This window comes from Sphingopyxis sp. Root1497, from assembly GCF_001427085.1.
In the GTDB taxonomy this organism is placed as follows: domain Bacteria; phylum Pseudomonadota; class Alphaproteobacteria; order Sphingomonadales; family Sphingomonadaceae; genus Sphingopyxis.
This window is the reverse complement of the sequence record NZ_LMGF01000003.1, coordinates 557,077-580,609: the sequence shown is the minus strand read 5'-3', so window position 1 is coordinate 580,609 and position 23,533 is coordinate 557,077. Positions and strand designations below refer to the sequence as shown.

The window sequence follows — 23,533 nt, the reverse complement described above, 5'->3', positions numbered from 1 at the left end:
GGTAAATGATCGGTAACTAACGCCGCAAAGCGCGCGGGGCGAGAGGCTCAGCCGATCCAGTTCTGCAATCCGGCGCCTGCCGCTGCCCCGACCAGCGCGGTCAGCGCATAGCGCCACCAGCGCCGTTTCTCGCCTTTCGCCCACATCAATGGCACTTCCGGCAAGGGCGGGGCTGGCGGGGCGGCACCCTTGCGCGGCAATTGCGCATCGAGCCGCCGGATGATGTCGGGGATCAGCGCCAGCGTCTTGCCCTGTTCGCGGATGCCGTCGGCGAGCGCGGCTTCGGGGCCGAGCTCGTCGCGAATCCATTCCTGCACGAACGGCCCCGACACGTCCCACATGTTGATCCTGGGGTTGAGCATCGTCGCGACACCCTCGACCATCACCATCGTCTTTTGCAGCAGCAGCAGGTGCGGCTGGGTCTGCATGTCGAAGTCGCGGGTAATCGCGAACAGTCCATCGAGCATCTGGCCGACGCTGAGATCGCTCACTGGCTTGCCGCGCATCGGCTCGCCCACCGCGCGGAGCGCCGTCGCGAACTCCTCGACATTATGATAGTCGGGGACGTACTGCGCCTCGAAATGGATTTCGGCGACGCGGCGGTAATTGCCTGTGGTCAGGCCGTAGAGGATTTCGGCGAGCCAGTAGCGCGCCTGCCGGTTGATCCGCCCCATGATGCCAAAGTCCACGGCGGCGATCGTGCCGTCGGCCTTCACGAACAAATTGCCCTGGTGCATGTCGGCGTGGAAGAAACCTTCGGCGATCGCCTGGCGCAGGAAGGCGTTGACCAGGTTCGCCGACAGTTTCTCCATGTCGTGCCCGGCGGCGATTAGCGCGTCGCGATGCGAGATCTTGATGCCGTCGATCCAGTCGAGCGTCATCACGCGGCTCGTCGTGCGGTCCCAGTCGATTGCCGGCACCTCATAGGTCGGCACCCCGACCATCGCGTTGGCGAGCTCCGAAGCCGATGCGGCCTCGCGCCTGAGGTCGAGTTCGCGCAGCGTCCAGCGGCGGAAGTTGGCGATCACCTCGCGCGGGCGAAGCCGTGTCGCTTCGCCGCCGAGCGCTTCGAGATGCGCCGCCGCCCATTCATAGGTGTCGATGTCGCGCGCGAACTGCTTGTCGATGCCCGGCCGGCGGACCTTGACCGCGACCCGGCGGCCTTCGGTGGTGACCGCGCGGTGGACCTGGGCGATCGACGCCGACCCGACGGGGACGGGGTCGAATTCGGCGTAGAGCGTGTCGAGCGGAGCTTCGAACGCGCGCTCGATCTCTTCGCGGATCTTTTCGAATGCGACGGGCGCCAGCGCGTCCTGCAGCGTCAGCAAATTGCGCGCCGCCTCCTCGCCGACGATGTCGGGGCGCGTCGCGAGCGTCTGGCCGAGCTTGACCGCGGCGGGACCGATCGCCTGGAACGCCGCGGCATAATCGGGAATTTTCGGCTGCACCGTGCCGAAACGGGCGATCCGGCACAGGCGCTTCACACCCGGCGGGGTCGTCGGCGCGCTTTCGATCCCGCGCAGCGCCCCGTGGCGCGCCAGGATGCGGCCCCATTTCAGCAGGCGCAGGATATGCGTGGCGGGACGGGTCAAGCTTTCCACCCGCTGTGGATCGCGACCAGCCCGCCCATGATCGGTTCGACCTTGACCGATGTGAAGCCCGCCTCGCGGATCAATTGCGCGAACGCGGGCATCGGCGGGAAGCGGCGGATCGATTCGATCAGGTAGCGATAGCTGTCCTCGTCCTGCGCGATCAGCTTGCCGAGCTTGGGAACCACGCGATGCGAGTAAACATCATAGGCTTGCGCAAAGCCCGGCCATTCGTTGGTCGAAAATTCGAGGCAGAAGAAGCGCCCACCATAACGCAGCACACGGTGCGCTTCTTTCAGCGCAGCGGGGATGTCGGTGACGTTGCGGATGCCGAAGGCGATCGTATAGGCATCGAAAAACTGGTCGGGAAATGATAGTTTCTCGGCATTCTGTTCGCTCCATACCAGGCTGTCGATGCCGCGTTCGGCGGCGCGCTCGACCCCGACGCCCAACATGTCGGTGTTGATGTCGGCAACGGTGATGCTTGCGCCCAACGGCTCCATGCGAAAGGCGATGTCACCGGTGCCCCCCGCCATGTCGAGGATCGCCTCGCCTTCGCGCGGCTTCACGCGGCGCACGAAGCGGTCCTTCCACAGCCGGTGCATGCCGCCCGACATCGCGTCGTTCATGATGTCGTATTTGCGCGCGACGCGGCTGAACACTTCGCCCACCATCGCGGTCTTCTCGCCCGCGGGGACCTGTTCATAGCCGAAGCTGACGGTGTCGGGGGTCGTCATGGGAAAAGCGCCTTTGCGGGGAGAAACGAAGTCGAACCGGCCTTTAGCGGGGCCTTGTCGTGCAGGCAAATGGCGCGTAGCCCAAGCAGCGATATGCCCGAACTTCCCGAAGTCGAAACCACTGTCCGCGGCCTCGCGCCCTTTCTCGAGGGGCAGCGTCTGGCGTCGGTCATCACCTTTCGTCCAGACCTGCGCCGCGCCTTCCCCGCCGACCTCGCGCAGCGGCTCACCGGCGCCACCGTCACCAGCCTGTCGCGCCGCGCCAAATATGGCATCGTGTCGACCGACCGCGACGATCATATGATCTTTCACCTCGGCATGTCGGGGCGCTGGCGGACCGAGGGCGGCGAGGCGGGCAAGCACGACCATCTGCTGCTCGAAACCGGGGCGGGGCACCGGCTGTTCCTCCACGACCCGCGCCGCTTCGGCTCGGTCGACCTGATCGCGGGCGACCCGCTCACCGGCTTTCCCGCTTTCGTCACCCTCGGCCCCGAGCCTTTATCGGACGCCTTCGACCCGGCCTGTCTCACGCGGGCGTTCGCCGGGCGCCGCGCGCCGATCAAGGCGATGCTGCTCGACCAGACGATCGTCGCTGGGCTCGGCAACATCTATGTGTGCGAGGCGCTCAACATGGCGCGCATCCACCCCGCCAAGGCCGCCGCCGACGTGTCGAAGGCCAAGCTCGCGCTGCTCGTCCCCGCGATCAAGGACGTGCTCACCGCCGCCATCGCCGCGGGCGGCTCGACCTTGCGCGATTTTCTGAGTCCCGAGGGTGACCTCGGCTACTTCGCGAAGGAGTGGCGCGTCTATGGCCGCGAGGGCGAGGCCTGCGAATGCGGCGGCACGATCGTCCGCATCGTCCAGTCGGGCCGCTCGACCTTTTACTGCCCGAAATGCCAGCGCTGATGCGGGATTTTTCCCGCAAGACCATTGACCAAAGGCCCCTCGCTGGCTATGGGCGCACCCTTCGAGCAGGGTCCGGTCGTCCGGAACCGGCCGTATCCGGACATTGATTCGCACGTTTCGCGCGATTCGGCTGCTCCGGTGACGCTGTGCTCCGACCGTACTAGACCGTTTGAAAACTGAGGAATTTATGGCCAATACGCCCCAGGCAAAAAAGCGCATCCGTCGCAACACCGCGCGCACCATCGTGAACAAGAATCGTGTTTCGCGCATTCGCACTTTGGTGAAGAAGGTCGAGAACGCCGTCGCCGCCGGTGACAAGGATGGCGCCGCTGCGGCTCTCAAGGCTGCGCAGCCCGAAATGGCGCGCGGCGTCGCCAAGGGCGTGCTCCACAAGAACACCGTCGCGCGCAAATATTCGCGCCTGACCAAGAGCGTCAACGCCATCGCCTGAATGGGCGCGTGATTCGGCCCCGTGCCGGACCAGGTTGAAAAAAGGACCCGCCGGCGTAAGCCCGCGGGTCCTTTTTTGTGTCCGTTTCGGGACGGTCCATTGTCGCCACTTTGTGACAGGGCGATGGCATTAGTGTTGCAATGCGGTAAGTGGCGGATTTACCGCGATTCGTTCTCTGTTGACACAAATGTCACAATTAAGAAATTGAAAATAAACAATAAAATTGGTGTTTCGCGCGATTCCGCGACCTCGGGCGAGTCAAGATTTTTATTTCAGTATTTTTACATGCCGCGCTCTTGATAGACTCCGCCTCGCCTGCCTAGACAGGGACGTCATCGGCCTTCGCCGCTGGCCGCCACATCACATGATTCGCCTTCCTTCGCTGCTCGCGCGGATAGGAAGTCTGCGCCCTGCGTACGGGTGCTTGGGATCGGTGCGCGCGGTCGCGGCGTGGCTGCCGGGGGGCACGGCGATGGCGCGATGCGATTGGGGGACAGGTGTGATTTCAGACGGGGAGAGCTATGGCCAAGGCGGCGGACAAACGGCGATGAGCGGCGATGCCGCGACGCTGTGGCCGCGCGTGGCCGAAGGGCTCCGCCGCGACCTCGGCGTGCGCACCTTCGACCATTGGCTGAAGCCGGTGCGTTTTGCCGACTATTGCGCCCTGTCGGGCGTCGTGACGCTTGAGGCGGCGAGCCGCTTCTCGGCCAACTGGATCAACGAACGTTTCGGCGACCGGCTCGAACTCGCGTGGCGCCAGCATCTGCCTGTCGTACGCAGCGTTACTGTGCGCGGCGCCAGCGCGGGCGCCGAGCGCGCCGCGATCCTTGCCCAGCCGCCGCTCCCGACGTTCGAGAATCCCGCCCCGGCCGCGAATCCGGCGCTGCTCGGTTTCGACCCGCGCCTGTCGTTCGACCGCTTCGTCGTCGCGCGCTCGAACATCCTCGCCGCCAACGCCGCGCGCCGCATGGCGATGGTCGAGGCGCCGCAGTTCAACCCGCTCTACCTCTGCTCGGGCACCGGCCAAGGCAAGACCCACCTGATCCAGGCGATCGCGCAGGATTATGCCGCGGCGCACCCGACCGCGACCATCATCCTGATGTCGGCCGAGAAGTTCATGCTTGAATTCGTCGGCGCGATGCGCGGCGGCGACATGATGGCGTTCAAGGCGCGGCTGCGCGCTGCCGACTTGCTGCTGCTCGACGACCTGCAGTTCGTGATCGGCAAGAATTCGACGCAGGAGGAACTGCTCCACACGATCGACGATCTGATGACTGCGGGCAAACGCCTGGTGGTCACCGCCGATCGCCCGCCGGCTATGCTCGACGGGGTCGAAGCGCGGCTGTTGTCGCGGTTGTCGGGCGGGCTCGTCGCCGATATCGAGGCGCCCGAGGACGACCTGCGCGACCGCATCATCCGTCAGCGGCTCGCCGCGATGCCGATGGTCGAGGTGCCCGACGACGTCGTCGCCTATCTGGTCAAGCATTTCACGCGCAACATCCGCGAACTCGAAGGCGCGCTCAACAAATTGCTCGCTTATGCCGCGCTCACCGGCGCACGGCTCGACCTCGCGCTCGCCGAGGACCGGCTGGCGGAAAATGTCCGCAGCGCGCGCCCGCGCATCACGATCGACGAGATCCAGCGCGCGGTCTGTGCCCACTACCGGCTCGACAAATCCGAAATGTCATCGAAGCGCCGTGTTCGCGCGATCGCCCGCCCGCGGCAGGTTGCCATGTATCTGGCCAAGGAACTGACGCCGCGCTCCTATCCCGAGATCGGGCGCCGCTTCGGCGGGCGCGACCATAGCACGGTGATTCACGCGGTCCGCACGGTCGAGGCGCTGCGCGTCAGCGACAGCGAACTCGACGCCGAAATCGCCGCGATCCGGCGCAGCCTCAACAGCTGATCCACAGACATATCCCGGACTTGTCCCCGGGATTGCCCACAAAACAAAAGGCCCGCCGTCCGGATGGAAGGCGGGCCGTTTTTGACCGTTGACCGACGGGCTCAGCTCTTTTCGGGTGGTGCCACCGTGATCCGCACCTTCTCACCCGAATTGCCGGGAAAGCCGGTGAACATCGCCTCGACCAGGTTCGGGACGATCGCCTGCAGATTATTATCGCGCGACTGCGCTTCGGCGCGGCCCTCGAACAGGCGATAGCCGTCTGACGCGCGGCTGATCTGCAGGTCGAGCCCGCTGGTATAGACGGTGAAGCTCTCGACGTCGTTATAGCCGAAGCCCGGCCCGAAGCCGCCCCACAGGAACGGGTCGCGATAGCCATAGACGAAACGGCGCCCGCCGCGGCCGGTAACCACCACCGGACGATAGAAGCCGCGGCCATAGCCGCCGCCATACCAAGGGTCGCCGAACCCCGGCGTGCTGCGTACCCGCTCGCGACCCTTGTCGATGTCGTAACCCATGCGCACGACCATGTCGGGGCGTTCGCCCGGCGCGGCGGGGCGATAGCCGAAGCGCGTCAGCTCGCCCGCGACGAGGTTGGCGTACTGGCCGAACTCGATCCCGCCAGCGAGCGCGGGGTTGCCCGCCTCAACGATGAAGCTCTGACCCTGCGGCGCGGGAAGCTGGGTCTGGAAGCGCGCGACGTCGGCCTTGAAGGGCGTCGCGCAGCCGGCGATCGCCAGCGTCGCCGCGGTCAGCGCTGCGAGGCTCAATCGGCGGAAATTCATCTTGTTCATCATCGTCTTGGCTCCGTGAGTCGGTGCACGCAAAGGCCGCTCTTTATACCATGACTATGCGGAGGCGGCTTAACCTTGATTGAACTCGCTTCATCGCACGACGGTTCAATTCTCGATATGGGGCCAGTTCTATCGAAAACAAGGATTTTGCCGCCCGAACAGGCCGCTCGCGCAAAGATTCAGTGGGACAGTTCCGGCGCGGCATGGGCGGCGCTCGGTCCCGCGACCCATGCCCTCAACCCGTCTTTTCGGCGTCGAGCATCGCCTGGTGCGCGGCGCGGGCGGCGGCTTCGGCTTCGCGCGCGCTTTCGGCATCCGCCTTGGCCCTCTCCGCCTCCGAAACGGCCTGGGCCAGTTCCTCGCGGCGCAGCGCGGCGGCTTCGGCCGCCTTCGACGCCTTGTCCCTGGCTTTGGAGCTGCTATCCTTCGCTGCCGCGGTTTCGGCGCTTTTCGCCTTTGCATCGGCCTTGACCGCCCGCTTTTCCAATCCGGCCCGGATCGCCTCGGTCGACGACAGGCGATAAGGCATCACGTCGCCCAGCTTATGGCAATATTGTGCCAGCGGTTCGACGAACGTCTCGCGCGGGACCAGCGTCAGTTCGGACAGGCGCCATTCGCCCAATTTGCGGCCGAAGGTCGCGACATAGGTTCCGACCAGCCGACCGCCGATGTCGCGGAGCCGCCATTGGCCACGCGCCGAACTGCCGTCGCCAGCGCGAACGAACGATATGTCTTCGAGGCGGCGGTCTGGCCCCGCGAACGGGTCGCGAAGAGCGGACAGCTCGGCCATTCCGCGCGGGGCTTGGCCGGCGGCGGTCCAGCGGCTCTTCTTGTCGAGATGAAACTGCACGCCGACATTGGCGGGTTCCCCCGCCGCCACGGTGGCCCAATAGGCTTGCATCACCCGGGTTGCCGGTTGCCGCGCCTCGGCGATTTCGGCTTCGGGCATCGGCGTGCCCGACATGCACGCCCGTTCCTGCAACGCCGCCTGCTGGCGCGACATCATGTCGCCGACCATCAATCCGATCCAGGCTTGCGCCGCGGCCGATCCCGGTATGGCGGCGAGCAGCAACACGCCGGCCGCCATTGATCGCCTTGCCCAATAATATGATTGCAAACCCCGTCCCCCTGTCGCTCCCGCCCTCCCTATTGGCAGGCACATCGCGGACGTCAAGCGGGACCGGGCATCAAAGCTCAGCGGCACAGCCCCAGTGCGGCATAGGCCGCGTCGAGCGTCGGCTGTGCCAGCGCTTTCGCCCTTGTCGCGCCATCCTCCAGCGCCGCATCGATCGCCGCCGTGTCGGCTTTCAGCGCGTTCAGCCGCGTCGCGATCGGGGTCAGCGTTTCGACCAGCAGCTCGCCGAGCGCCGGCTTGAACGCGCCGAAACCCTGCCCGCCAAAACGCGCCAGCACCGAATCGACGCTCTCGTCGGCCATTGCGGCATAGATCGACACGAGGTTTTTCGCCTCGGGTCGTCCGTCCAGCCCCGCCGCCTCTGACGGCAGCGGCTCGGCATCGGTTTTCGCCTTGCGGATCTTCGCCATGATCGTCTCGGCATCGTCGACCAGGTTGATCCGGCTCGCGTCGCTCGGATCCGACTTCGACATCTTCGCCGACCCGTCGCGCAGGCTCATGATCCGCGCTGCCGCTGGCGGGATCGTCGCATCGGGCAAGGTGAAGGTCTCGGTCCCGGTGTCGAGGTTGAACTTGGTCGCGACGTCGCGCGCGAGTTCCAGATGCTGCTTCTGGTCGTCGCCGACGGGGACGTGCGTGGTCTGGTACAGCAGCACGTCGGCGGCCTGCAGCACCGGATAGGCGTAAAGGCCGACGCTCGCGCCCTCGCGGTTCTTGCCCGACTTTTCCTTGAACTGGGTCATCCGGTTCAGCCAGCCGATCCGCGCGGTGCAGAACAGCAGCCAGCCGAGCTCGGCATGCGCGGGCACGCGCGCCTGGTTGAACAGGATGGCCTTGGCGGGGTCGATCCCCGCCGCGATCAGCGCCGCTGCCATCTCGCGCGTGTTCGCGGTCAGCGCTGCGGGGTCGTTATAGACGGTGATCGCGTGCAGGTCGGCGAGGAAATAGAGCTTCTCGCCTTCCATCTCGTCCTGCATGCGCACCCAGTTGCGGATCGCACCCAGATAATTGCCCAGGTGCAAATTTCCGGTGGGCTGGATGCCCGACAAGGTCCGCATGATCTATTCCTCTGTAAGCGCCGGTTTGGCGCGCCGCCGCGTCAGCATGGCGATCAGATCCTTGTCAAGCGCGCCGACCAGGAAAGCGGCGGCAAAGAAGGTCACGCCACCGACCGCGCACAGCGCACCGAGCGACCCGATCCGCTCGATTACCGACCCGGCATAATAGGCCTGAAGCTGCGGCATCAGCCACCACAGCGCCGCCGCCATCCCCGCGACCGCGACCAGCTGGCGCAGGATGCGCCCGCCCAGCCGTGCGGTGAAGTGGAACCAGCCGCGTCGGTGCAGGATGATATAGAGTAACAGGCAGTTGATGGAGGCCGACACCGCGGTCGCCCCGGCGAGGCCGACGATCCCATAGCGTTCGACGACATAGAGGTTGATCGCGATATTGACGATCAGCGAGGCGAGGGCCGTCCAAACCGGGGTGCGCGTATCCTCGCGCGCGAAGAAGCCGGGGTTCAGAATCTTGACGATGACATAGGCGGGCAGGCCCGCGACCAGCGCGACGACGATATTCGCCATCAGCGCGCCATCGGCGGCGGTGAACTTCCCCCCGACGAAAAAGGCGGCGGTAAAGGCGGGGGCGCAGATCGCGAGCGCGGCGGCGGCGGGCAGGGTCAGCAGCGTCGCGATCTCGAACGCATTGGCCTGCAACCGCTGCGCCTCGGCGCCGTCGTCGCTGTGGATATGGCGCGCGAGCATCGGCAGGATGGCGGTGCCCAGCGCGATGCCGACGATGCCGAGCGGCAGCTGGTTCAGCCGGTCGGCGAGCTTGAGCAGGGTCAGCGACCCCTGCGGCAGGCTGGTCGCGAAGAAGGTGTCGACGAACTGACTGATCTGGTAGATTCCGGCGCCAAAGGTCGCGGGTAGGATCAGCATGCCCAGCTTCTTTACCTCAGGGGTGACCCTGGGCAGGCGGATGTGGAGTTTCAACCCCGCGCGCCGCACCGACCACCAGAGATAGGCGAGCTGGGCGATCCCCGCGAGTGCGACCGATATCGCGAGCGCGAGCGCGACGATACGGTCGTCGCCGCCCGGTCCGCGGAACTCGGCACCGATCAAAATCCCTGCGATCAAGACGATGTTGAGCAGCACCGGCGCCGCCGCGCCGGGTGCGAAGCGTGAACGCGCGTTGAGCAGCCCCGATAGCATCGCGACGAGGCTGATCAGCCCGAGATAGGGAAACGTGATGCGGCTCAGGAAGACGGCGAGTTCGAACTTGCCGGGCACCGTCTGATATTCGCGCGCGAGCAGCCAGACGATCCCCGGCATCACGATCATCGCGACGGCGGAGAAGATCAGCAGCACCCACAGGAACAGCGCGAGCACATCGTCGGCAAATTTCGCCGCCGCTTCCTCGCCGCCCTCTCCGTGCAGCGCGCGGCTGTACATCGGCACGAAGGCGACCGAAAAGGCGCCCTCGGCGAACAGCCGGCGAAAGGTATTGGGCAGGGTGAAGGCGAGCTGGAAGGCGTCGGCCGCGAGTCCAGCCCCGAGCACCCGCGCGAGCAGCATGTCGCGCGCGAAGCCGAACAACCGGCTGACCATCGTCAGCCCGCCGATCGTCCCGACGCTCTTGACCAGGCTGCTCATGCGGCGCGCCCGGCGAGCGTGGATCTGCGATCCATAGACTGCGTCATTGCGAGCGAAGCGAAGCAATCCAGAGCGGTTTTGGGCCGCACTGGATTGCCGCGGGCCGTCGGCCCTCGCAATGACGATGGTTGTTCAGCGCGATCAGGCCTGCCCGACCGGCGCTTCGCCGGCCTGTTCGGCCGCGATCTGCTGCGCCTGCTGCTGGAACAGGCCGTGGAAATCGATGGGTTCGAGAAGCAGCGGGGGGAAGCCGCCGTCGCGCACGACGTCCGCGACGACCCGGCGTGCGAAGGGGAACAGGATGCGCGGCGCTTCGGCAAGGAAGAAAGGCTGGAGTTGGTCGTCGGGCACGTTGCGCACGCCGAACAGCCCCGCATATTTCAGCTCGACGACGAAGCCGACCAGCTCGGCATTCTTCGAGGTGATATCGATCTTCAGCGACACTTCGAACAGATTGTCGCCGACATTGTCGGCACCGATGTTGAACTGGACGTCGACCTGAGGCGCGTCCTGCACCTGATAGATCGCGGGCGCATTCGGATTCTCGAACGACAGATCCTTCACATATTGCGAGATCAGGCCGATCGCCGGCAAATTGTCTTCGCCGTTCGAAAGGGTTTCGGGGGTGAATTCGGGCGTGGTGTCGTCGGCCATGTCGGTCTTGCTTTCCCTGTCGTCTTCATCTGGCTCCCGCGGCGCCATAATCGGTCGATCCGGCGGCACGGGCGATTGCGGCGCCGCTTAGCAGTGGCGGACCGCCAGCACAATGGGCGCCCATAGGGGGAGCCCCGGGGGGCGTGCCCCGCAACCGCTTCGGCGTGGCAGGCGTTGACCTCCCGCATGGCGGCGGCCATGGACATTTGAAACATGGCCGCCGATAGCCTATGTAACGGTTCGACTTTTTGATATTCATATTGGACTTCAGCCCGTGACAGCCATTTCGATCGTCCTGCTCGCCATGATTGCCGCCTTTCTCGGCATGCGGCTCTATTCGGTGCTCGGCAAGCGTACGGGCCACGAACAGGAACCCGTGCTGCCGCGCCGCGACGACCGTGCCGCTCCCGCACCGGTGCGCCTCGACGATCCCGATGCGCCCCCGGCGCCGCAGGGCGCCGCCGACACCGCTGGCCTTGTCTACGAACCTGCCGCCGAAGCCGGGCTGCGTGCCTTGCTCGCGACCGACCGCAGCTTCGACGCCGGCCGTTTCATGGAGGGAGCCGAGGCGGCCTATCGCATGATCCTCGAGGCTTTCTGGACCGGCGATCGCGACACGCTGCGTGACCTGTGCGATCAGGACAGCTACGAAGGCTTCGTCGAGGCGATCGCGGCGCGCGAGGCGCGCGGCGAACGGCTCGACAACCGCCTCGTCGGTATCGATTCGGCAAAGATCACGGCGGTCGAACTGTCGGGCGGCGAAGCGCGCGTCACCGTCCACTATCGCGCCGACATCAGCGCGATCACCCGCGATGCCGAGGGCAATATGATCGCCGGCTCGATGATCGATGCGCGCGAGACCAACGACCATTGGACCTTCCGCCGCGCGATCGGCAGCAACGATCCCAACTGGCTGCTCGACGAAGCCGAAACCGTCTGATCGCGATGCCCGGCCCCGTCACCATCCGGGCGCTGGGATTCGCCCTTCTCGCCATCGCGCCCGCTCTGTCGGCCTGTTCGTCGGTGATTCCCGATGCGGGCGGCGGCCGCGTCGAAACCACGCCGCGCCCCGCGCCTGCGCCAATCCCGTCGCCTGCGCCCACGCCGACGGGTTCCACACGCCCCTACACCCCGCGCCCTTCGGAAAGCGGCACGGTCGCGGCGAAACCGATTCCCGCGACGCCCCGGGCCACGCTTGCCGCGCCGCCCGTGCCCGCGAGCGCGACCACCGCCGCCGAAGCCGGGGTGATCGCCGGTCCCGAATATGCCGATCTCGGCATCTCGGCGGCGCAGGCGAGTGCGGCGCTCGCGGCTTTCCGCCTCAGTTGCCCCTCGGTCATGCGCCGCGCCGACGTCAGCGGCCTGACTCAGAACGCCGACTGGAATGACAGCTGTAACGCCGCGAAAGACTGGCGCGACAGCGACGCTGCGGCCTTTTTCACCCGCTATTTCGGCACCGTGCAGGTCGGCGCCGGCACCGCCTTCGTCACCGGCTATTACGAGCCCGAAATCGCCGGATCGCGCACCAAGCGCGCGGGCTACGACATCCCCATCTATCGCCGCCCCGCCGACCTGATCGATGTCGATCTCGGCCAATTCTCGGACGACCTCAAGGGCAAGAAGATTCGCGGCCGGGTCGAGGGCAGCAATTTCGTGCGCTATTACGACCGCGGGGCGATCGAGCGCGGCGCCCTCGAAGGCCGCGGACTCGAAATCGCCTGGGCTGCGGACGCCGCCGAATTTTTCTTCCTGCAGATCCAGGGCTCGGGCCGCCTGCGCCTTCCTGACGGCGAGGTCATGCGCATCGGCTACGACACGCAGAACGGCCGCGACTATGTTGGCATCGGCAAGCTACTCGCCGATCGCGGTGAACTCAAGTCGGGCCAGACCTCGATGCAGGGCATCCTCGACTATCTGCGCGCCGACCCGGTGCGCGGCGCCGCGGTAATGAACGAGAATCCCAGCTGGGTCTTTTTCCGCGAGATCGTCGGTCCCGGGCCCCTCGGTGCGCTCGGCGTGCCGGTAACGGGACGCAGCAGTGTCGCCGCCGATCCCAAATATACGCCGCTCGGCGCCCCTGTCTTCCTGTCGCTCGACCGCGCCGAACCGAACGGCCTGTGGATCGCACAGGACACCGGCGGCGCGATCAGGGGCGCGAACCGTTTCGACAGCTTCTGGGGCGCCGGCAACGACGCGCGTGCGATCGCCGGCGGCATGGCGGGACGAGGCTCGGCGCTGCTCCTCCTGCCGCGCACCAGCATCGCGCGCCTCATCCGGCGCTGACGATGGCTCGCCGGCTCGCCCCCGACGAGTCGGCGCTCTGGAAAAGGGTGGCAGCGACGGTCACGCCGATTGCCAGACAGTCCGTCCCGCTTGCCGCCGCCGCCCCGCCGACGGTCAAGCCGCCCAAGACGCCGCCACGCACCGTCGCACCCCCCGCCGCGCGTCCACCCGCGCCGCTCCCACCGCCGCATCGCACCCACAGCGCCGCCACGCTAGACGGCCATTGGGACCGGCGCCTGCGCAAGGGGCTTGTCCGGCCCGACATCAGCATCGACCTCCACGGGCATACGCTGGCGTCGGCGCAGGCGCTGCTCGACGACAGCATCCACCGCGCGCTGATTCGCGGCGCGCGCGTGCTGCTCGTCGTCGCGGGCCGCCTCCGCCCCGGCGCCGACCGCCTGCCGCAGATGCACGGCGACCCGCGCCCGCGCGGTGCGATCCGCGCCTCGCTCCCCGACTGGCTCGCCTACTCGTCTCATGCCGACCAGATCGTAGCGCTGCGTCCCGCGCATATCAGCCACGGCGGGGCGGGCGCGGTCTATGTCATCCTGCGCCGCAGCCGCGACGACTAGGCAAAGGCGCGCATCAATATCCCGCGATAGATGGCGGTGAGTGCATGCAGGTCCGCCACCGCGACCGCCTCGTCGAGTTTATGCATCGTCGCATTGGTCAGCCCGAATTCGACCACCGGGCACAGCGCGTGCAGGAAGCGCGCGTCGGACGTGCCCCCCGTCGTCGACATTTCGGGCACGATGTCGGTCTCGGCATGGATCGCTTCGGCGACCAGCCCCGACAAATCGCCCGGCGGGGTCAGGAACGCCTCGCCCGACACCTTCCCCAGCACCTTCGCCTTCGGTTCGACGCCCCGTGCGATCCGCTCGATCATCGCGATCAGTTCGGCGCCCTTGTGCGCGTCGTTGAAGCGGATCGACAGCCGCGCCCGCGCCGACGCCGGGATGACATTGGTGGCGCCATTGCCGACCTCGACGTCGGTGAACTCGATGTTCGACGGCTGGAACCAGTCATTGCCCTCGTCGAGCACCACGGCGTCGATCGCCGCCATGATCCGGACCAGCTTGGGGATCGGATTGTCGGCGAGGTGCGGGTAAGCGACGTGCCCCTGCGTCCCCGGCACGTCGATCCAGATATTGACCGACCCGCGCCGCCCGATCTTCACCATGTCGCCCAGCTTGTTGACCGAGGTCGGCTCGCCGACGACGATCATGTCGGGCGTCACCCCGCGTCCCGCCATATGCTCCATCAGCGCGCGGGTGCCGAAGATCGCGGGGCCTTCCTCGTCGCCGGTGATGATCAGGCTGATCGTCCCCGCCTCGACCGGCGTCGCCGCCGCCGCTGCTACGAAGGCCGCGATCGATCCCTTCATGTCGACCGCGCCGCGCCCGTAGAGCAGTTCGCCGCGCACCTCGGGCGCGAACGCATCGCCGGTCCAGCCCACCCCCGGCGGCACGACGTCGAGATGCCCGGCAAAGCCGAAATGCCGCGGCCCCTTGCCTTTGCGCACCGCCAGCAGATTCTCGACCGGCCCGTCGGGCTCGATCCCGTCGATGAAGCGCTCGACCGCGAACCCCAGCGGGGTGAGCGCCGCCTCGAGCACATCGAACACCGTGCCAGTGGCCGGGGTGACGGAAGGGGCGGCGATCAGCGCCTGGGCGAGGTCCACGGGGTCGATGCTATGGGTCATGGCGCTCCCTTACCCGTTCGTGTCGAGCGAAGTCGAGACACGTTGGCGCGGGCGCATCTCGACTTCGCTCGATGCCAACGGCAGAAGGGAAGCGGAGGACCCATGCCCAAGCTTGATCTCGACGCCATCCCGCAAACCAACGCGACCGGCTATCCCGCGCCCTATGATGCGGCGGTGCAGGGCCGCTGGTACCGCCGCCTCGCGCCCGTCACCGGAATCGACGATTTCGCCGCCAGCCATGTCGTGCTCAAGCCCGGCGCGATGTCGTCGCAGCGCCACTGGCACGACGGCGAGGACGAGATGGTCATCATGATCGCGGGCGAAGCGATACTCGTCGAGGACGACGGCCGCTGGCCGATGCGCCCCGGCGACATCGCGGTCTGGCCCAAGGGCAGCACCAACGGCCATCATCTCGTCAACGAGAGCGAAAGCGACTGCATCCTCGTCGCGCTCGGCGGCGGCAAGAAATATGATACCGGCGGGGGCTATTCGGATATCGACATGCTGTTCGGTCCCGACGGTTATTTCCACAAGGACGGCACGCCCTATCCGGCCAAGCGGATTCCCTAGTCGACCCGGAACCCCGTCATCACGAAGGTCGACGGCGCGGTCGCATAAACGCCGTGTCCGCGCGCATTCGACGACCCGAACACCAGCCCGATCCGCTCGATGTCGGCGAGCGCGTCCTGCATCGCGCCCGGATTGTTCGCCGACGGCTGCCCCAGCACCGAAATCCATTGCGGATCGTCGAGCGCTACGCTGATTTCACCCACCCCCGGCGTCAGCTCGCGCACCGTCGCCGATGGCGCGTACCAGCGATAATATTGATAATGCCCCTTGGCGTTCCAATTGTCGCCCCGCCGCTGGAGATAGAGCGACACCGTCCCCACGCGGTCGGGGTTCGCCTGCGGTACGAAGCGCGTGCCGGGCTTCGCGTCGATGCGGTAACGCACGACGATCCGCGATTTGCCCACCAGCGATCCGGGGCGGAAGGTCACATAATGGACATGCCCGGCCGCCTTGCTCCCGACGGGGAAGTCGAACGACCAGCCGTCGCGCTCGGGTTTCGGCGCCAGGGGCATGCCAACCGAATAGTTTTTCCCGCGAATGATCGGGCCGATTTCCCACTCCGATGCAGTGGGGGCGGCGGCGGTGACAACGGCCGCGCTGAGCGCAAGGACGGAAGCGATAAGCGTGCGTTTCATGGACAGAGTTCTAGCGTATGTCCGGCACCCTGCGCTGAACCTCGCGTTCATCGTGTTGAAACCTCAGCCCTCCGCCGGCCCTTCGAACTTCTCGATCACCCAATCCTCGGCCTGCGCGCCGCCGATCCATTCCTGCATGTGCGGATGGCTGATCACTGCCTGGCAATAGGGGAGGGCAAAGCGTGGCAAGGGAATCGAATAAGTGATGAAGCGCGTCACCACCGGCGCGAACATCATGTCCGCCGCCGACCAGCCGCCGAAAAGAAAGTCCCCTTCGCCGCCGAAACGCGCGCGCGCTTCAGCCCAGATCTGGATGATGCGGACCACGTCGGCCTGCACCTCGGGCAGCAGGTCACCCGCCGGATAGATACGGCGGATATTCATGCTGTGGTTGCGGCGCAGCGCGGCGAAGCTCGAATGCATCTCGGCCGCCATCGACCGCGCCATCGCGCGCGCCGCGATATCGGTCGGCCAATAGCCGCGTTCGCCGCCGGTCTTTTCGTCGAGATAATCGACGATCGCCAGGCTGTCCCAGACGACGATATCCTCGCCGTCCCACAGGATCGGCACCTTGCCTCCCGACGGCGCGAACTCGTCGCCCTCGCGCCGGTTCGACCAGTCCTCGTCGTACAGCGGGACGGTGACTTCTTCGAACGGCAGCCCGCTATGCTTGGCCGCCAGCCAGCCGCGAAGGCTCCAGCTCGAATAGGCCTTATTGCCGATGAACAGTTTCATGGGGTCTCCCTCTTTTCCTCTCCCTCAAGGGGAGCGGAGCGAAAGTCAAACCTCCACCGCCTCCAGCACCGCGGTGCGCAGCTCGGCGATGCCCATGCCCTTTTCGCTGCTCGTCACGATCACTTGCGGGTGCGCCGCCGGGTGCTTGCGCGCTTCAACCTCGGTCGCCGCCAGCACCGCAGCGAGTTCGGTCGCCTTCACCTTGTCGGCCTTGGTCAGCACGATCCGGTAGCTCACCGCTGCGGTGTCGAGCATCTCGAGCACGTCGCGGTCGACCTCCTTAATCCCGTGGCGGCTGTCGATCAGCACCAGCGTGCGTTTCAGCACTGCGCGCCCGCGAAGATAGTCGTTGATCAGGAAGCGCCATTTCCTGACGACATCCTTCGGCGCCTTGGCAAAGCCATAGCCGGGCATATCGACCAGCCGGAAAATCAGCGGCTCGCCGACGTCGAAATAATTGAGCTCCTGCGTCCGCCCCGGCGTTACCGAGGTGCGCGCCAGATTGTTGCGGTTGGTCAGCGCGTTGAGCAGCGACGATTTGCCGACGTTCGAGCGGCCGGCAAAGGCGATCTCGGGCATCGACGGCGCGGGCAGATGTTCGAGCGCCGGCGCCGATTTCAAAAAGGCGATCGGCCCCGAAAACAGCTTGCGCGCGCGTTCGGGGCGTTCGGGATCCGTCCCGGGTGCGGGTTGCTCGTCGCTCACTTCGCGACCGCCGTCCTCAGCGCCGGGAACTTGCTGTACATATATTGCTGCTGCGCGATCGACAGGATGTTGTTGGTGATCCAGTAGACCAACAGGCCCGCCGCGAAGGGCGCCATGATGAACATGAACATCCACGGCATGATCTTGAACACCTGCGCCTGTACCGGGTCGGCCGGGGCGGGGTTCAGGCGGAACTGCAGCCACATTGTGATGCCCAGGATCACCGCCAGCACGCCGATGCTCAGCAGCGACGGCGGGGTGAAGGGCAACAGGCCGAACAGGTTCAGGATATGCGCTGGATCGGGGGCCGACAGATCCTTGATCCACAGCACAAAGGGCTGGTGACGCATTTCGATCGTCAGCATCAGCACCTTGTACAGTGCGTAGAAGATCGGGATCTGGATGACGATCGGCAGGCAGCCCGCGAGCGGATTGATCTTTTCGTCCTTATAGAGCTTCATCAGCTCCTGCTGCTGCTTCTGCTTGTCGTCCTTATGTTTTTCTTGCAGCGCCTTCATCTTCGGCTGGACGAGGCGCATCTGCGCCATCGAATGGAATTGCCGCTGTGCGATCGGGAACATCAGCAAGCGGATGATCAGCGTCAGCGCCATGATCGCGACGCCGAAATTGCCAACCTGCTTGAACAGCCAGTCGAGCAGTTTGAAGATCGGGATTTCGAAGAAGTCGAACCAGCCCCAGTCGATCGCATGCGACAGGCGGGTAATCCCCTCGTTGTCGGTGTAATTCTCGAGCACGCTCACTTCCTTCGCACCGGCGAAGATCCGGCTGGTCGTGCTGCTCTGCTTGCCGGGAGCGATCTGCGTATAGGGGCGTGCAAAAAGGGCCCGGTAATTGTCCGCGGCGGTCGCGGCAAGTGACGCGGTGACACGTTCGCCCTTGGCTGGAATGACTGCGGCGAGCCAATATTTGTCGGTAAAGCCCAGCCACGCGGCCGACCCATATTTAAACGCTTCGCCCTTATCGATATCCTTGTAGTCGACGTCGAATTCCGACTTGTCGTCGACGAAACCAGTCGGGCCGATGTGATTGGTCCAGCTCGTCTGCTCATGCGGGTCGGTCGGCTTGCCGAGGCGATCGATCAGCGCAAAGCTGCTGGCCGTCACCGGCGCCGCGCCGGTGTTTGCGATGGTCTGTTTGGCGGTGATCAGATAATCTTTGTCGACGCTGTATTCGATACGGAAATTCTGCCCGGCGCCGTTGTTCCAGCTCAGTGTGACGGGCGTCGTCGGGGTCAATCTGGTACCGCTCGCGGTCCAGACAGTGGTCGGACCCGGAACCGCGACGCCTTGCGCTGACCAGCCGATGCTGGCGAAATAGGCGGCCTTGGTGCCGCCGGGCGCAAACAGGCGGACCGGCGGCGAATCCTTCTTGATCGTCTGGCGATATTTGGTCAGCGTGATGTCGTCGATGCGCGCGCCGACCAGGTTGATCGACCCCGCCAGCTTCGGCGTTTCGATCGGAATGCGTTGACCTTCGGCCAGCACCGTTTCGATCGGGCGCAGCACCTGCATCGCGGGCGCGGCCGGGACGCCCGGAGCGGTAGCAGGCTGGCCCGGCAGCGCGGGGTCCGCCGTCGCGGGGCCGACTGCGGCCGTCGTCCCGGCGACCGTCTTGGTCACATCGGGCTTGTCGGGGGTCGGAAAGAATTTCTCGGAGACGAAGTTCCACCCCAGCAGGATGGCTGCCGACAGCAACAATGCCGTGATCCAGTTACGCTTGTCGTCCACGCCGGTTGGTCTCTCTTCGTGTCTAATCAGGGATTATGGTACGGGGTCATAGCCGTGGCCGCCCCAAGGATGGCAGCGCAATAGCCGCTTTGTCGCGATCCAGCCACCCTTGATCGCGCCATATTTCTGCAGCGCATCGATCGCATAGGCGCTGCACGACGGGGCATAGCGGCAGGTTGGGGGCAGGATTCGCGACGGGCCGAGTTGCCAGCCGCGCGCGATCAGGATGAGCAGTTTGGCGATCATGCGGAAAGCCCGGAAAACTGCGCAACTTCATTCGCAAATCGCGCTTTTTCCTCTTCGTGACCCCGGACTTGATCCGGGGCCCCGCTCAGCAGCGTCGAAAAGCGGGACCCCGGATCAAGTCCGGGGTCACGACAGGGACGAACGGACGCCGAAGGCTTCATTTCGCCAGCTTCTTCGCGGCGCGGCCCAGTGCGGTCGTCAGTTGCTCGTCCAGATCGGCAAAGACGATGTCGTTGCCGCCGGGCCGGCCGATCAGCACATGATTGGCCCCCGCGATTCCCGATTCGGGCAGTGCGGCGCGGCACAGCGCCCGCAGCCGGCGCTTCATCCGGTTGCGGGTGACGGCGTTGCCGACCTTCTTGCTGACGGTATAGCCGATTCCGATGCCAGCATCTTCGTCGCCGCGCGGAAGCACGAGCAGGACGAATCCGGGCATAGGAAAGCGAAGGCCGCGGTTGGCGGCCAGGAATTCGCTGCGTTTACTTAAGGTTCGCACCAGCGTAGCTGGCGCAGCGTCGGCGATTAGGCCGACAGCTTCTTGCGGCCCTGGGCACGGCGGTTGGCGAGAATCTTGCGGCCGCCAACCGTCGCCTTGCGGGCGCGGAAACCGTGGCGACGGGCGCGCACGAGGTTGCTCGGTTGAAAGGTACGCTTCATCGCGGTTGTCCCTAATTCTCGTCAAAGGCTTTAACAGAAAAGGGCCGCCAAACGTGGGCGGCCACTGATGGGGGCGCGAATAAGCAGGATTCGGGCGAAAGTCAATTGTCCCCGAACGCATTTGCCGATCAATCGCCATTGGAGCGGCGATCGGCAGCATTGGCGTCGATGCTTCCCGAAAGCATCCCGCGCTCGCGCCGCCGCGCCGCGCTCGCCCGCCGCATGATGCGATCGGTCCAGCCGGCATAGCGCGGGTGCCGCCGCTTGAACCGCACATAGAGGCGTTTCGCCCAGGCGCTGTTCTGCAGCGCGAGCGCGAGGCCGAGCGGGAAGAGGATGATGAAGCCGGGCCCGGGCAGCGGGCCGAGCAAAGGCGCGAGCAGCATCAGCAGGCAGCCGAGCAGGAACAGGGCGAGGCGCACCTGCGCGGTCGACCGCAATCGCTGGTAAAGGCTGCGCTTTGCCATGCCCCGCGATGTGGGGTAGCCGCCAGCGTGTTACAAGGCTAGATCAGTTGAGGGTGACGTAGCGCGCCATGTCGTCGCGCGTCAGGTAGGTCACATCGTCGAACGGCGTCGCGTTGGTCATCGCGTAAAAGGCGTGCGCCTTGGCGTCTTCGAGTCCCATTTCGCGATAATAACCCAGATATTCGGCGTGCACCGGGTCGCTGGCGGGATAGTCGCGCGCCTCGCGGCCATATTCGTCGGCCCAGCTGTGCACCCCGAATTCGGCATCGGGGGCGGCGCTGCGCCGGACCCCCGCCATCCACAATTCGACCGCGCCCGATCGCACCGATCCGCCCGCGGGCACCACCGTCTCCATGCCGGCGCGGCGGATCGCGCGGGCGAGGATCAGGTTCGCGGCCTCGTCGAGGCTGCCGGGGCAATCGACCATCTCGATCCGCTTGAGCATCGGATAGGCCGCAAGCATTGCTGCGAACTGCCGCGGCGTCGCGCCGTCGACATCGCCCGCCATGCGGACGGTGGTCGCGTCGATCACCGAAAAGGGGCCATAGACCGCCTTCGCCCGGCCGAGCGTCGCGAGCTGGCTCGATGGGGCATAACGCCGCGTCGCGCCCAGATCCGCATCGCTCGCGACGGCCTCGTCGCCGAGCAGTGCGGCATCCTCGTCGAGGACATCCCCGTCATCGTCGCTCGTCGCATAGGTCCAGGTGACCGTCGTGGTGGTCACGACCTGCTGGGCCTGCGCCGGCGCGAACGCCAGCACCGCCGCGAGGCAGGCGACGATCAGCGTGCGGAGCAGGGCGGAGGCCGAAACCATGCCACAGCTTTCGCGCGCGGGCGCTTGCCAAAAGGCAAAGCGGCAATGTCAGCGCCCCGTTAACCCTATAGGCCTTGCCGTACCGTTTCGGGACGGTACGCCGCGAGAGGTTAATCGCGGTCGGGCGCGCCGAGCGGGAAATAATGACGATAGGGCCGCCCGCCATCGACCGCGCGCGCGACCGAGGGGTGCGCGAGCAGGCGGGCGCGATAGGCGCGCAGATTCTCATAGGCCGCGGGGATCGGATGCACCCAGTCGGCGTAGAAGAGCGACGGCGCCGCGGCGCAATCGGCGAGGGTGAAGCCATCGGGTGTCGCCCAGCCGCCGCCCGCCAGTTCCTTGTCGAGCCAGGCATAGATGGTGTCGAGTTTCGCCTTCGCGGCATCGACGATCGATGGCACATGGCCGTCGGGGCCACGGATCGCGTCGTTCACCACCTCCTGCATCTGGCCCATGACATGGTTGTCGAAGATGCGGTCGAGCAGCCGGACCTTCAGCGCGGCTTCGAAATCCGCAGGGATCAGCCGGGGTTCGGGCACCAGATGGTCGAGATATTCGATGATGATCGACGCCTCGAATATGGGCCGGCCATCGTGGACGATCAGCGGGAATTTGCCGATCGGCCAATAGGCCCGCAGTTCCGGGCCATGCTCGGGAAATTCGGGATCGACCGAGCGATAGTCGAAATCGATGCCCTTCTCATACAGAGCGATCTGCGCCTTCCAGCTGTAGGAGGAGAAAGGGTGGCCATAGAAAATGAGCATCAGCGAGCATCCTGGCGGGTCAGCCAGGCGAGCGGCCAGCCAACGAAGAAAATATGCGGGAAGAGCGCGATCGCGCCCTTGACGAGGTCGTTCGGCGGGAAGGGCGATCCGAAGCGCAGCGGCAGCACGATTCCGTTCATGATGACGTAGAGGATCAGGCCATAGATCGTGCCGGTGAGCCACCACGGCGATGTCGTCAGCGCCGTCCAACGCCGCGCGACGAAGAACCATGTCGCGACCATTGCCGCCATGATTGCGTAATGGGTCGCAAGTCCCGCGATATCGCCGCCGATCCCCCATGCGCGCGCGCCGTCACCGAACGGCCCGCTGGCGACGGCGTGCAGCATCGACGAGACGGTGCCGCCCTGCACCACGCTCGACGCCGCCGCATAGACGATGTCGAGCGTCCCGCAGAGCAGCCAGGCGAAGAGCGCGGGGCTACGCCGCGCCAACCGCTTCGCCTTTTATCGCGGCTTCGATGGTGGCGACGTCGATCTTCTTCATTGTCATCATCGCCTCGAACGCGCGCTTGGCGGCCGCGGTGTCGCCGCTCGTCATCACATCGGTCAAAACGCGCGGGGTGATCTGCCAGTTGAGCCCCCATTTGTCCTTGCACCAGCCGCACATGCTTTCGGCGCCGCCATTGCCGACGATCGTGTTCCACAGCCGGTCGGTCTCCTCCTGCGTGTCGGTATGGACCTGGAAGGAAAAGGCCTCGCTATGCTTGAAGGTGGAGCCGCCGTTGAGCCCGATGCACGGGAAACCGAGCACGGTGAAGTCGACCGTCAACACATCGCCTGCCTTGCTGCTCGGGTTGTCGGTAGGCGCACGGTGGACGCCGCCGACCTTGCTGTCGGGGAAGGTCGCGGCATAGAAAGTCGCCGCCTCCTCGGCATCCTTGTCGTACCACAGGCACAGGGTTGCTTTATTGGACATCATTTCTCTCCTTTGATGGGTGCCCCAATCGACCACAGGTGTCCGAACGGATCCTTCACCTGGGCATAACGGTCCCCCCAGAAAGCATCATGCGGTTCGAGTTGCGACGTCGCGCCCGCCGCGATCGCGCGATGGTACCAGGTGTCGGTGTCGTCGACGTGCAGGTGCATCGTCACCCCCGTGGGCGGGGCCATCGGCCCGCCGCTATATTCGGGGAAATCGTCGTGCATCATCAGCGACGCGCCGTTGACCAGCAGGTGCGCGTGCATCAATCGCACGCCATCCTGTGCCGGCATGCGCATCCGCTCGGTCGCGCCGAACGCCTTCGCATAGAAATCGATCGCTTCGCTCGCACGCTTGTCGGCGATCGCGATATGCGGGGTCAGCCCGCTGGTGGGGCTCTGGTCGGGATTCGTCATCACCTCTCTCCTCTTCCTCTTGCTTGCTC

The 23,533-nt window shown here is 65.8% G+C and carries 28 protein-coding genes; 7 read left to right on the top strand and 21 right to left on the bottom strand.

Features of this window, described 5'->3' with window-relative positions; all coding sequences use genetic code 11:
* Window positions 1-47 precede the first annotated feature (47 nt).
* Complete coding sequence (gene ubiB / locus ASD67_RS06250; protein WP_056347089.1) at window positions 48-1,592, bottom strand: 2-polyprenylphenol 6-hydroxylase; 1,545 nt, start codon at window positions 1,590-1,592, stop codon at window positions 48-50.
* Window positions 1,589-2,326: a class I SAM-dependent methyltransferase gene (locus ASD67_RS06245; RefSeq protein WP_056344840.1), complete on the bottom strand. Its 738-nt coding sequence runs from the start codon at window positions 2,324-2,326 to the stop codon at window positions 1,589-1,591. The genes ubiB and ASD67_RS06245 overlap by 4 nt, the downstream gene beginning before the upstream one ends.
* Window positions 2,327-2,419: 93 nt before the next feature.
* Between ASD67_RS06245 and mutM the strand changes: the two genes are divergently transcribed.
* The 3 genes from mutM to dnaA all read left to right on the top strand — a co-directional run bounded on the left by mutM (window position 2,420) and on the right by dnaA (window position 5,589).
* Complete coding sequence (gene mutM / locus ASD67_RS06240) at window positions 2,420-3,232, top strand: bifunctional DNA-formamidopyrimidine glycosylase/DNA-(apurinic or apyrimidinic site) lyase (protein ID WP_056344837.1); 813 nt, start codon at window positions 2,420-2,422, stop codon at window positions 3,230-3,232.
* 187 nt (window positions 3,233-3,419) lie between these two features.
* Window positions 3,420-3,683, top strand: a complete 264-nt coding sequence (gene rpsT / locus ASD67_RS06235) for a 30S ribosomal protein S20 (RefSeq protein ID WP_056344834.1) — start codon at window positions 3,420-3,422, stop codon at window positions 3,681-3,683.
* A 547-nt stretch (window positions 3,684-4,230) separates the two neighbouring features.
* Window positions 4,231-5,589: a chromosomal replication initiator protein DnaA gene (gene dnaA / locus ASD67_RS06230; RefSeq protein WP_056344831.1), complete on the top strand. Its 1,359-nt coding sequence runs from the start codon at window positions 4,231-4,233 to the stop codon at window positions 5,587-5,589.
* A 101-nt stretch (window positions 5,590-5,690) separates the two neighbouring features.
* Here the strand turns inward: dnaA and ASD67_RS06225 are convergent, their stop codons facing one another.
* The 5 genes from ASD67_RS06225 to secB form a co-directional block, all read right to left on the bottom strand.
* Entirely contained in the window at window positions 5,691-6,380 is a 690-nt protein-coding gene (locus tag ASD67_RS06225) for a DUF4136 domain-containing protein (protein ID WP_082544988.1), read from the bottom strand.
* 235 nt (window positions 6,381-6,615) lie between these two features.
* Window positions 6,616-7,467 carry a hypothetical protein gene (locus ASD67_RS06220; RefSeq protein WP_056344829.1) on the bottom strand — a complete coding sequence of 284 codons (852 nt, stop codon included), beginning with the start codon at window positions 7,465-7,467 and terminating at the stop codon, window positions 6,616-6,618.
* Between the two features lie 107 nt (window positions 7,468-7,574).
* Window positions 7,575-8,573, bottom strand: a complete 999-nt coding sequence (gene trpS / locus ASD67_RS06215; protein ID WP_056344826.1) for a tryptophan--tRNA ligase — start codon at window positions 8,571-8,573, stop codon at window positions 7,575-7,577.
* Window positions 8,574-8,576: 3 nt separating this feature from the next.
* Window positions 8,577-10,169, bottom strand: a complete 1,593-nt coding sequence (gene murJ, locus ASD67_RS06210) for a murein biosynthesis integral membrane protein MurJ (RefSeq protein ID WP_056344824.1) — start codon at window positions 10,167-10,169, stop codon at window positions 8,577-8,579.
* 141 nt (window positions 10,170-10,310) lie between these two features.
* Window positions 10,311-10,823 (bottom strand): protein-export chaperone SecB, encoded by a 513-nt coding sequence (secB, locus tag ASD67_RS06205; protein WP_056347085.1) that lies wholly within the window; start codon window positions 10,821-10,823, stop codon window positions 10,311-10,313.
* A 274-nt stretch (window positions 10,824-11,097) separates the two neighbouring features.
* On the opposite strand from secB, the gene ASD67_RS06200 reads away from it, so the two are divergent.
* The 3 genes from ASD67_RS06200 to ASD67_RS06190 are packed head-to-tail and all read left to right on the top strand — an operon-like array spanning window position 11,098 to window position 13,678.
* Complete coding sequence (locus tag ASD67_RS06200; RefSeq protein WP_156377593.1) at window positions 11,098-11,763, top strand: Tim44/TimA family putative adaptor protein; 666 nt, start codon at window positions 11,098-11,100, stop codon at window positions 11,761-11,763.
* A 5-nt stretch (window positions 11,764-11,768) separates the two neighbouring features.
* On the top strand, window positions 11,769-13,106 hold the full coding sequence (mltA, locus tag ASD67_RS06195; RefSeq protein WP_056344822.1) for a murein transglycosylase A: 1,338 nt from the start codon (window positions 11,769-11,771) through the stop codon (window positions 13,104-13,106).
* Between the two features lie 2 nt (window positions 13,107-13,108).
* Entirely contained in the window at window positions 13,109-13,678 is a 570-nt protein-coding gene (locus ASD67_RS06190) for a Smr/MutS family protein (protein ID WP_056344819.1), read from the top strand.
* Here ASD67_RS06190 and dapE read toward each other — a convergent pair.
* A complete protein-coding gene (gene dapE / locus ASD67_RS06185; RefSeq protein ID WP_056344816.1) occupies window positions 13,675-14,808 on the bottom strand; it encodes a succinyl-diaminopimelate desuccinylase in 1,134 nt (377 codons plus the stop codon). The two genes, ASD67_RS06190 and dapE, sit on opposite strands and share 4 nt — an antisense overlap.
* A gap of 102 nt (window positions 14,809-14,910) precedes the next feature.
* On the opposite strand from dapE, the gene ASD67_RS06180 reads away from it, so the two are divergent.
* Complete coding sequence (locus tag ASD67_RS06180; RefSeq protein WP_056344812.1) at window positions 14,911-15,378, top strand: cupin domain-containing protein; 468 nt, start codon at window positions 14,911-14,913, stop codon at window positions 15,376-15,378.
* Here the strand turns inward: ASD67_RS06180 and ASD67_RS06175 are convergent.
* From ASD67_RS06175 to ASD67_RS06115, 13 genes are all read right to left on the bottom strand, one after another.
* Entirely contained in the window at window positions 15,375-16,013 is a 639-nt protein-coding gene (locus ASD67_RS06175) for a hypothetical protein (RefSeq protein ID WP_056344810.1), read from the bottom strand. The genes ASD67_RS06180 and ASD67_RS06175 overlap by 4 nt on opposite strands.
* Before the next feature lie 63 nt (window positions 16,014-16,076).
* Complete coding sequence (locus ASD67_RS06170; RefSeq protein ID WP_056344806.1) at window positions 16,077-16,748, bottom strand: glutathione S-transferase family protein; 672 nt, start codon at window positions 16,746-16,748, stop codon at window positions 16,077-16,079.
* 45 nt (window positions 16,749-16,793) lie between these two features.
* Complete coding sequence (gene yihA / locus ASD67_RS06165) at window positions 16,794-17,453, bottom strand: ribosome biogenesis GTP-binding protein YihA/YsxC (RefSeq protein ID WP_056344802.1); 660 nt, start codon at window positions 17,451-17,453, stop codon at window positions 16,794-16,796.
* Window positions 17,450-19,201, bottom strand: coding sequence for a membrane protein insertase YidC (gene yidC, locus ASD67_RS06160; RefSeq protein WP_056344799.1), 1,752 nt, complete (start codon window positions 19,199-19,201; stop codon window positions 17,450-17,452). Before yidC ends, yihA begins: the two co-directional genes overlap by 4 nt.
* Window positions 19,202-19,234: 33 nt before the next feature.
* A complete protein-coding gene (gene yidD / locus ASD67_RS06155; protein WP_056344795.1) occupies window positions 19,235-19,447 on the bottom strand; it encodes a membrane protein insertion efficiency factor YidD in 213 nt (70 codons plus the stop codon).
* Between the two features lie 157 nt (window positions 19,448-19,604).
* On the bottom strand, window positions 19,605-19,943 hold the full coding sequence (rnpA, locus tag ASD67_RS06150) for a ribonuclease P protein component (protein WP_056344791.1): 339 nt from the start codon (window positions 19,941-19,943) through the stop codon (window positions 19,605-19,607).
* A gap of 26 nt (window positions 19,944-19,969) precedes the next feature.
* The gene (rpmH, locus tag ASD67_RS06145; RefSeq protein WP_039570342.1) at window positions 19,970-20,104 is read right to left on the bottom strand and encodes a 50S ribosomal protein L34; all 135 of its coding nucleotides are present in this window, start codon (window positions 20,102-20,104) and stop codon (window positions 19,970-19,972) included.
* 128 nt (window positions 20,105-20,232) lie between these two features.
* Complete coding sequence (locus ASD67_RS06140) at window positions 20,233-20,571, bottom strand: hypothetical protein (RefSeq protein ID WP_056344789.1); 339 nt, start codon at window positions 20,569-20,571, stop codon at window positions 20,233-20,235.
* A 43-nt stretch (window positions 20,572-20,614) separates the two neighbouring features.
* Window positions 20,615-21,385 (bottom strand): hypothetical protein, encoded by a 771-nt coding sequence (locus tag ASD67_RS06135; RefSeq protein ID WP_056344787.1) that lies wholly within the window; start codon window positions 21,383-21,385, stop codon window positions 20,615-20,617.
* A 110-nt stretch (window positions 21,386-21,495) separates the two neighbouring features.
* Complete coding sequence (locus ASD67_RS06130; protein ID WP_056344785.1) at window positions 21,496-22,149, bottom strand: glutathione S-transferase family protein; 654 nt, start codon at window positions 22,147-22,149, stop codon at window positions 21,496-21,498.
* Complete coding sequence (locus ASD67_RS06125; RefSeq protein WP_056344781.1) at window positions 22,149-22,601, bottom strand: hypothetical protein; 453 nt, start codon at window positions 22,599-22,601, stop codon at window positions 22,149-22,151. The genes ASD67_RS06130 and ASD67_RS06125 overlap by 1 nt, the downstream gene beginning before the upstream one ends.
* Window positions 22,588-23,085, bottom strand: a complete 498-nt coding sequence (locus ASD67_RS06120) for a VOC family protein (RefSeq protein ID WP_056347081.1) — start codon at window positions 23,083-23,085, stop codon at window positions 22,588-22,590. The genes ASD67_RS06125 and ASD67_RS06120 overlap by 14 nt, the downstream gene beginning before the upstream one ends.
* Window positions 23,085-23,504, bottom strand: a complete 420-nt coding sequence (locus tag ASD67_RS06115) for a VOC family protein (protein WP_056344778.1) — start codon at window positions 23,502-23,504, stop codon at window positions 23,085-23,087. Before ASD67_RS06115 ends, ASD67_RS06120 begins: the two co-directional genes overlap by 1 nt.
* Between the last annotated feature and the right edge of the window lie 29 nt (window positions 23,505-23,533).

Bases quoted from the DNA above. Each gene is read 5' to 3' on its own strand.
- ASD67_RS06120 (WP_056347081.1), bottom strand. From the start codon at position 23,085: ATGTCCAATAAAGCAACCCTGTGCCTGTGGTACGACAAGGATGCCGAG.
- trpS (WP_056344826.1), bottom strand. From the start codon at position 8,573: ATGCGGACCTTGTCGGGCATCCAGCCCACCGGAAATTTGCACCTGGGC.
- ASD67_RS06130 (WP_056344785.1), bottom strand. From the start codon at position 22,149: ATGCTCATTTTCTATGGCCACCCTTTCTCCTCCTACAGCTGGAAGGCG.
- ASD67_RS06170 (WP_056344806.1), bottom strand. From the start codon at position 16,748: ATGAAACTGTTCATCGGCAATAAGGCCTATTCGAGCTGGAGCCTTCGC.
- mutM (WP_056344837.1), top strand. From the start codon at position 2,420: ATGCCCGAACTTCCCGAAGTCGAAACCACTGTCCGCGGCCTCGCGCCC.
- ASD67_RS06190 (WP_056344819.1), top strand. From the start codon at position 13,109: ATGGCTCGCCGGCTCGCCCCCGACGAGTCGGCGCTCTGGAAAAGGGTG.
- dnaA (WP_056344831.1), top strand. From the start codon at position 4,231: ATGAGCGGCGATGCCGCGACGCTGTGGCCGCGCGTGGCCGAAGGGCTC.
- secB (WP_056347085.1), bottom strand. From the start codon at position 10,823: ATGGCCGACGACACCACGCCCGAATTCACCCCCGAAACCCTTTCGAAC.
- murJ (WP_056344824.1), bottom strand. From the start codon at position 10,169: ATGAGCAGCCTGGTCAAGAGCGTCGGGACGATCGGCGGGCTGACGATG.
- ASD67_RS06140 (WP_056344789.1), bottom strand. From the start codon at position 20,571: ATGGCAAAGCGCAGCCTTTACCAGCGATTGCGGTCGACCGCGCAGGTG.
- ASD67_RS06180 (WP_056344812.1), top strand. From the start codon at position 14,911: ATGCCCAAGCTTGATCTCGACGCCATCCCGCAAACCAACGCGACCGGC.
- dapE (WP_056344816.1), bottom strand. From the start codon at position 14,808: ATGACCCATAGCATCGACCCCGTGGACCTCGCCCAGGCGCTGATCGCC.
- mltA (WP_056344822.1), top strand. From the start codon at position 11,769: ATGCCCGGCCCCGTCACCATCCGGGCGCTGGGATTCGCCCTTCTCGCC.
- ASD67_RS06135 (WP_056344787.1), bottom strand. From the start codon at position 21,385: ATGGTTTCGGCCTCCGCCCTGCTCCGCACGCTGATCGTCGCCTGCCTC.
- ASD67_RS06175 (WP_056344810.1), bottom strand. From the start codon at position 16,013: ATGAAACGCACGCTTATCGCTTCCGTCCTTGCGCTCAGCGCGGCCGTT.
- ASD67_RS06115 (WP_056344778.1), bottom strand. From the start codon at position 23,504: ATGACGAATCCCGACCAGAGCCCCACCAGCGGGCTGACCCCGCATATC.
- rpsT (WP_056344834.1), top strand. From the start codon at position 3,420: ATGGCCAATACGCCCCAGGCAAAAAAGCGCATCCGTCGCAACACCGCG.
- ASD67_RS06225 (WP_082544988.1), bottom strand. From the start codon at position 6,380: ATGAACAAGATGAATTTCCGCCGATTGAGCCTCGCAGCGCTGACCGCG.
- rpmH (WP_039570342.1), bottom strand. From the start codon at position 20,104: ATGAAGCGTACCTTTCAACCGAGCAACCTCGTGCGCGCCCGTCGCCAC.
- yidD (WP_056344795.1), bottom strand. From the start codon at position 19,447: ATGATCGCCAAACTGCTCATCCTGATCGCGCGCGGCTGGCAACTCGGC.
- ASD67_RS06220 (WP_056344829.1), bottom strand. From the start codon at position 7,467: ATGGCGGCCGGCGTGTTGCTGCTCGCCGCCATACCGGGATCGGCCGCG.
- ASD67_RS06245 (WP_056344840.1), bottom strand. From the start codon at position 2,326: ATGACGACCCCCGACACCGTCAGCTTCGGCTATGAACAGGTCCCCGCG.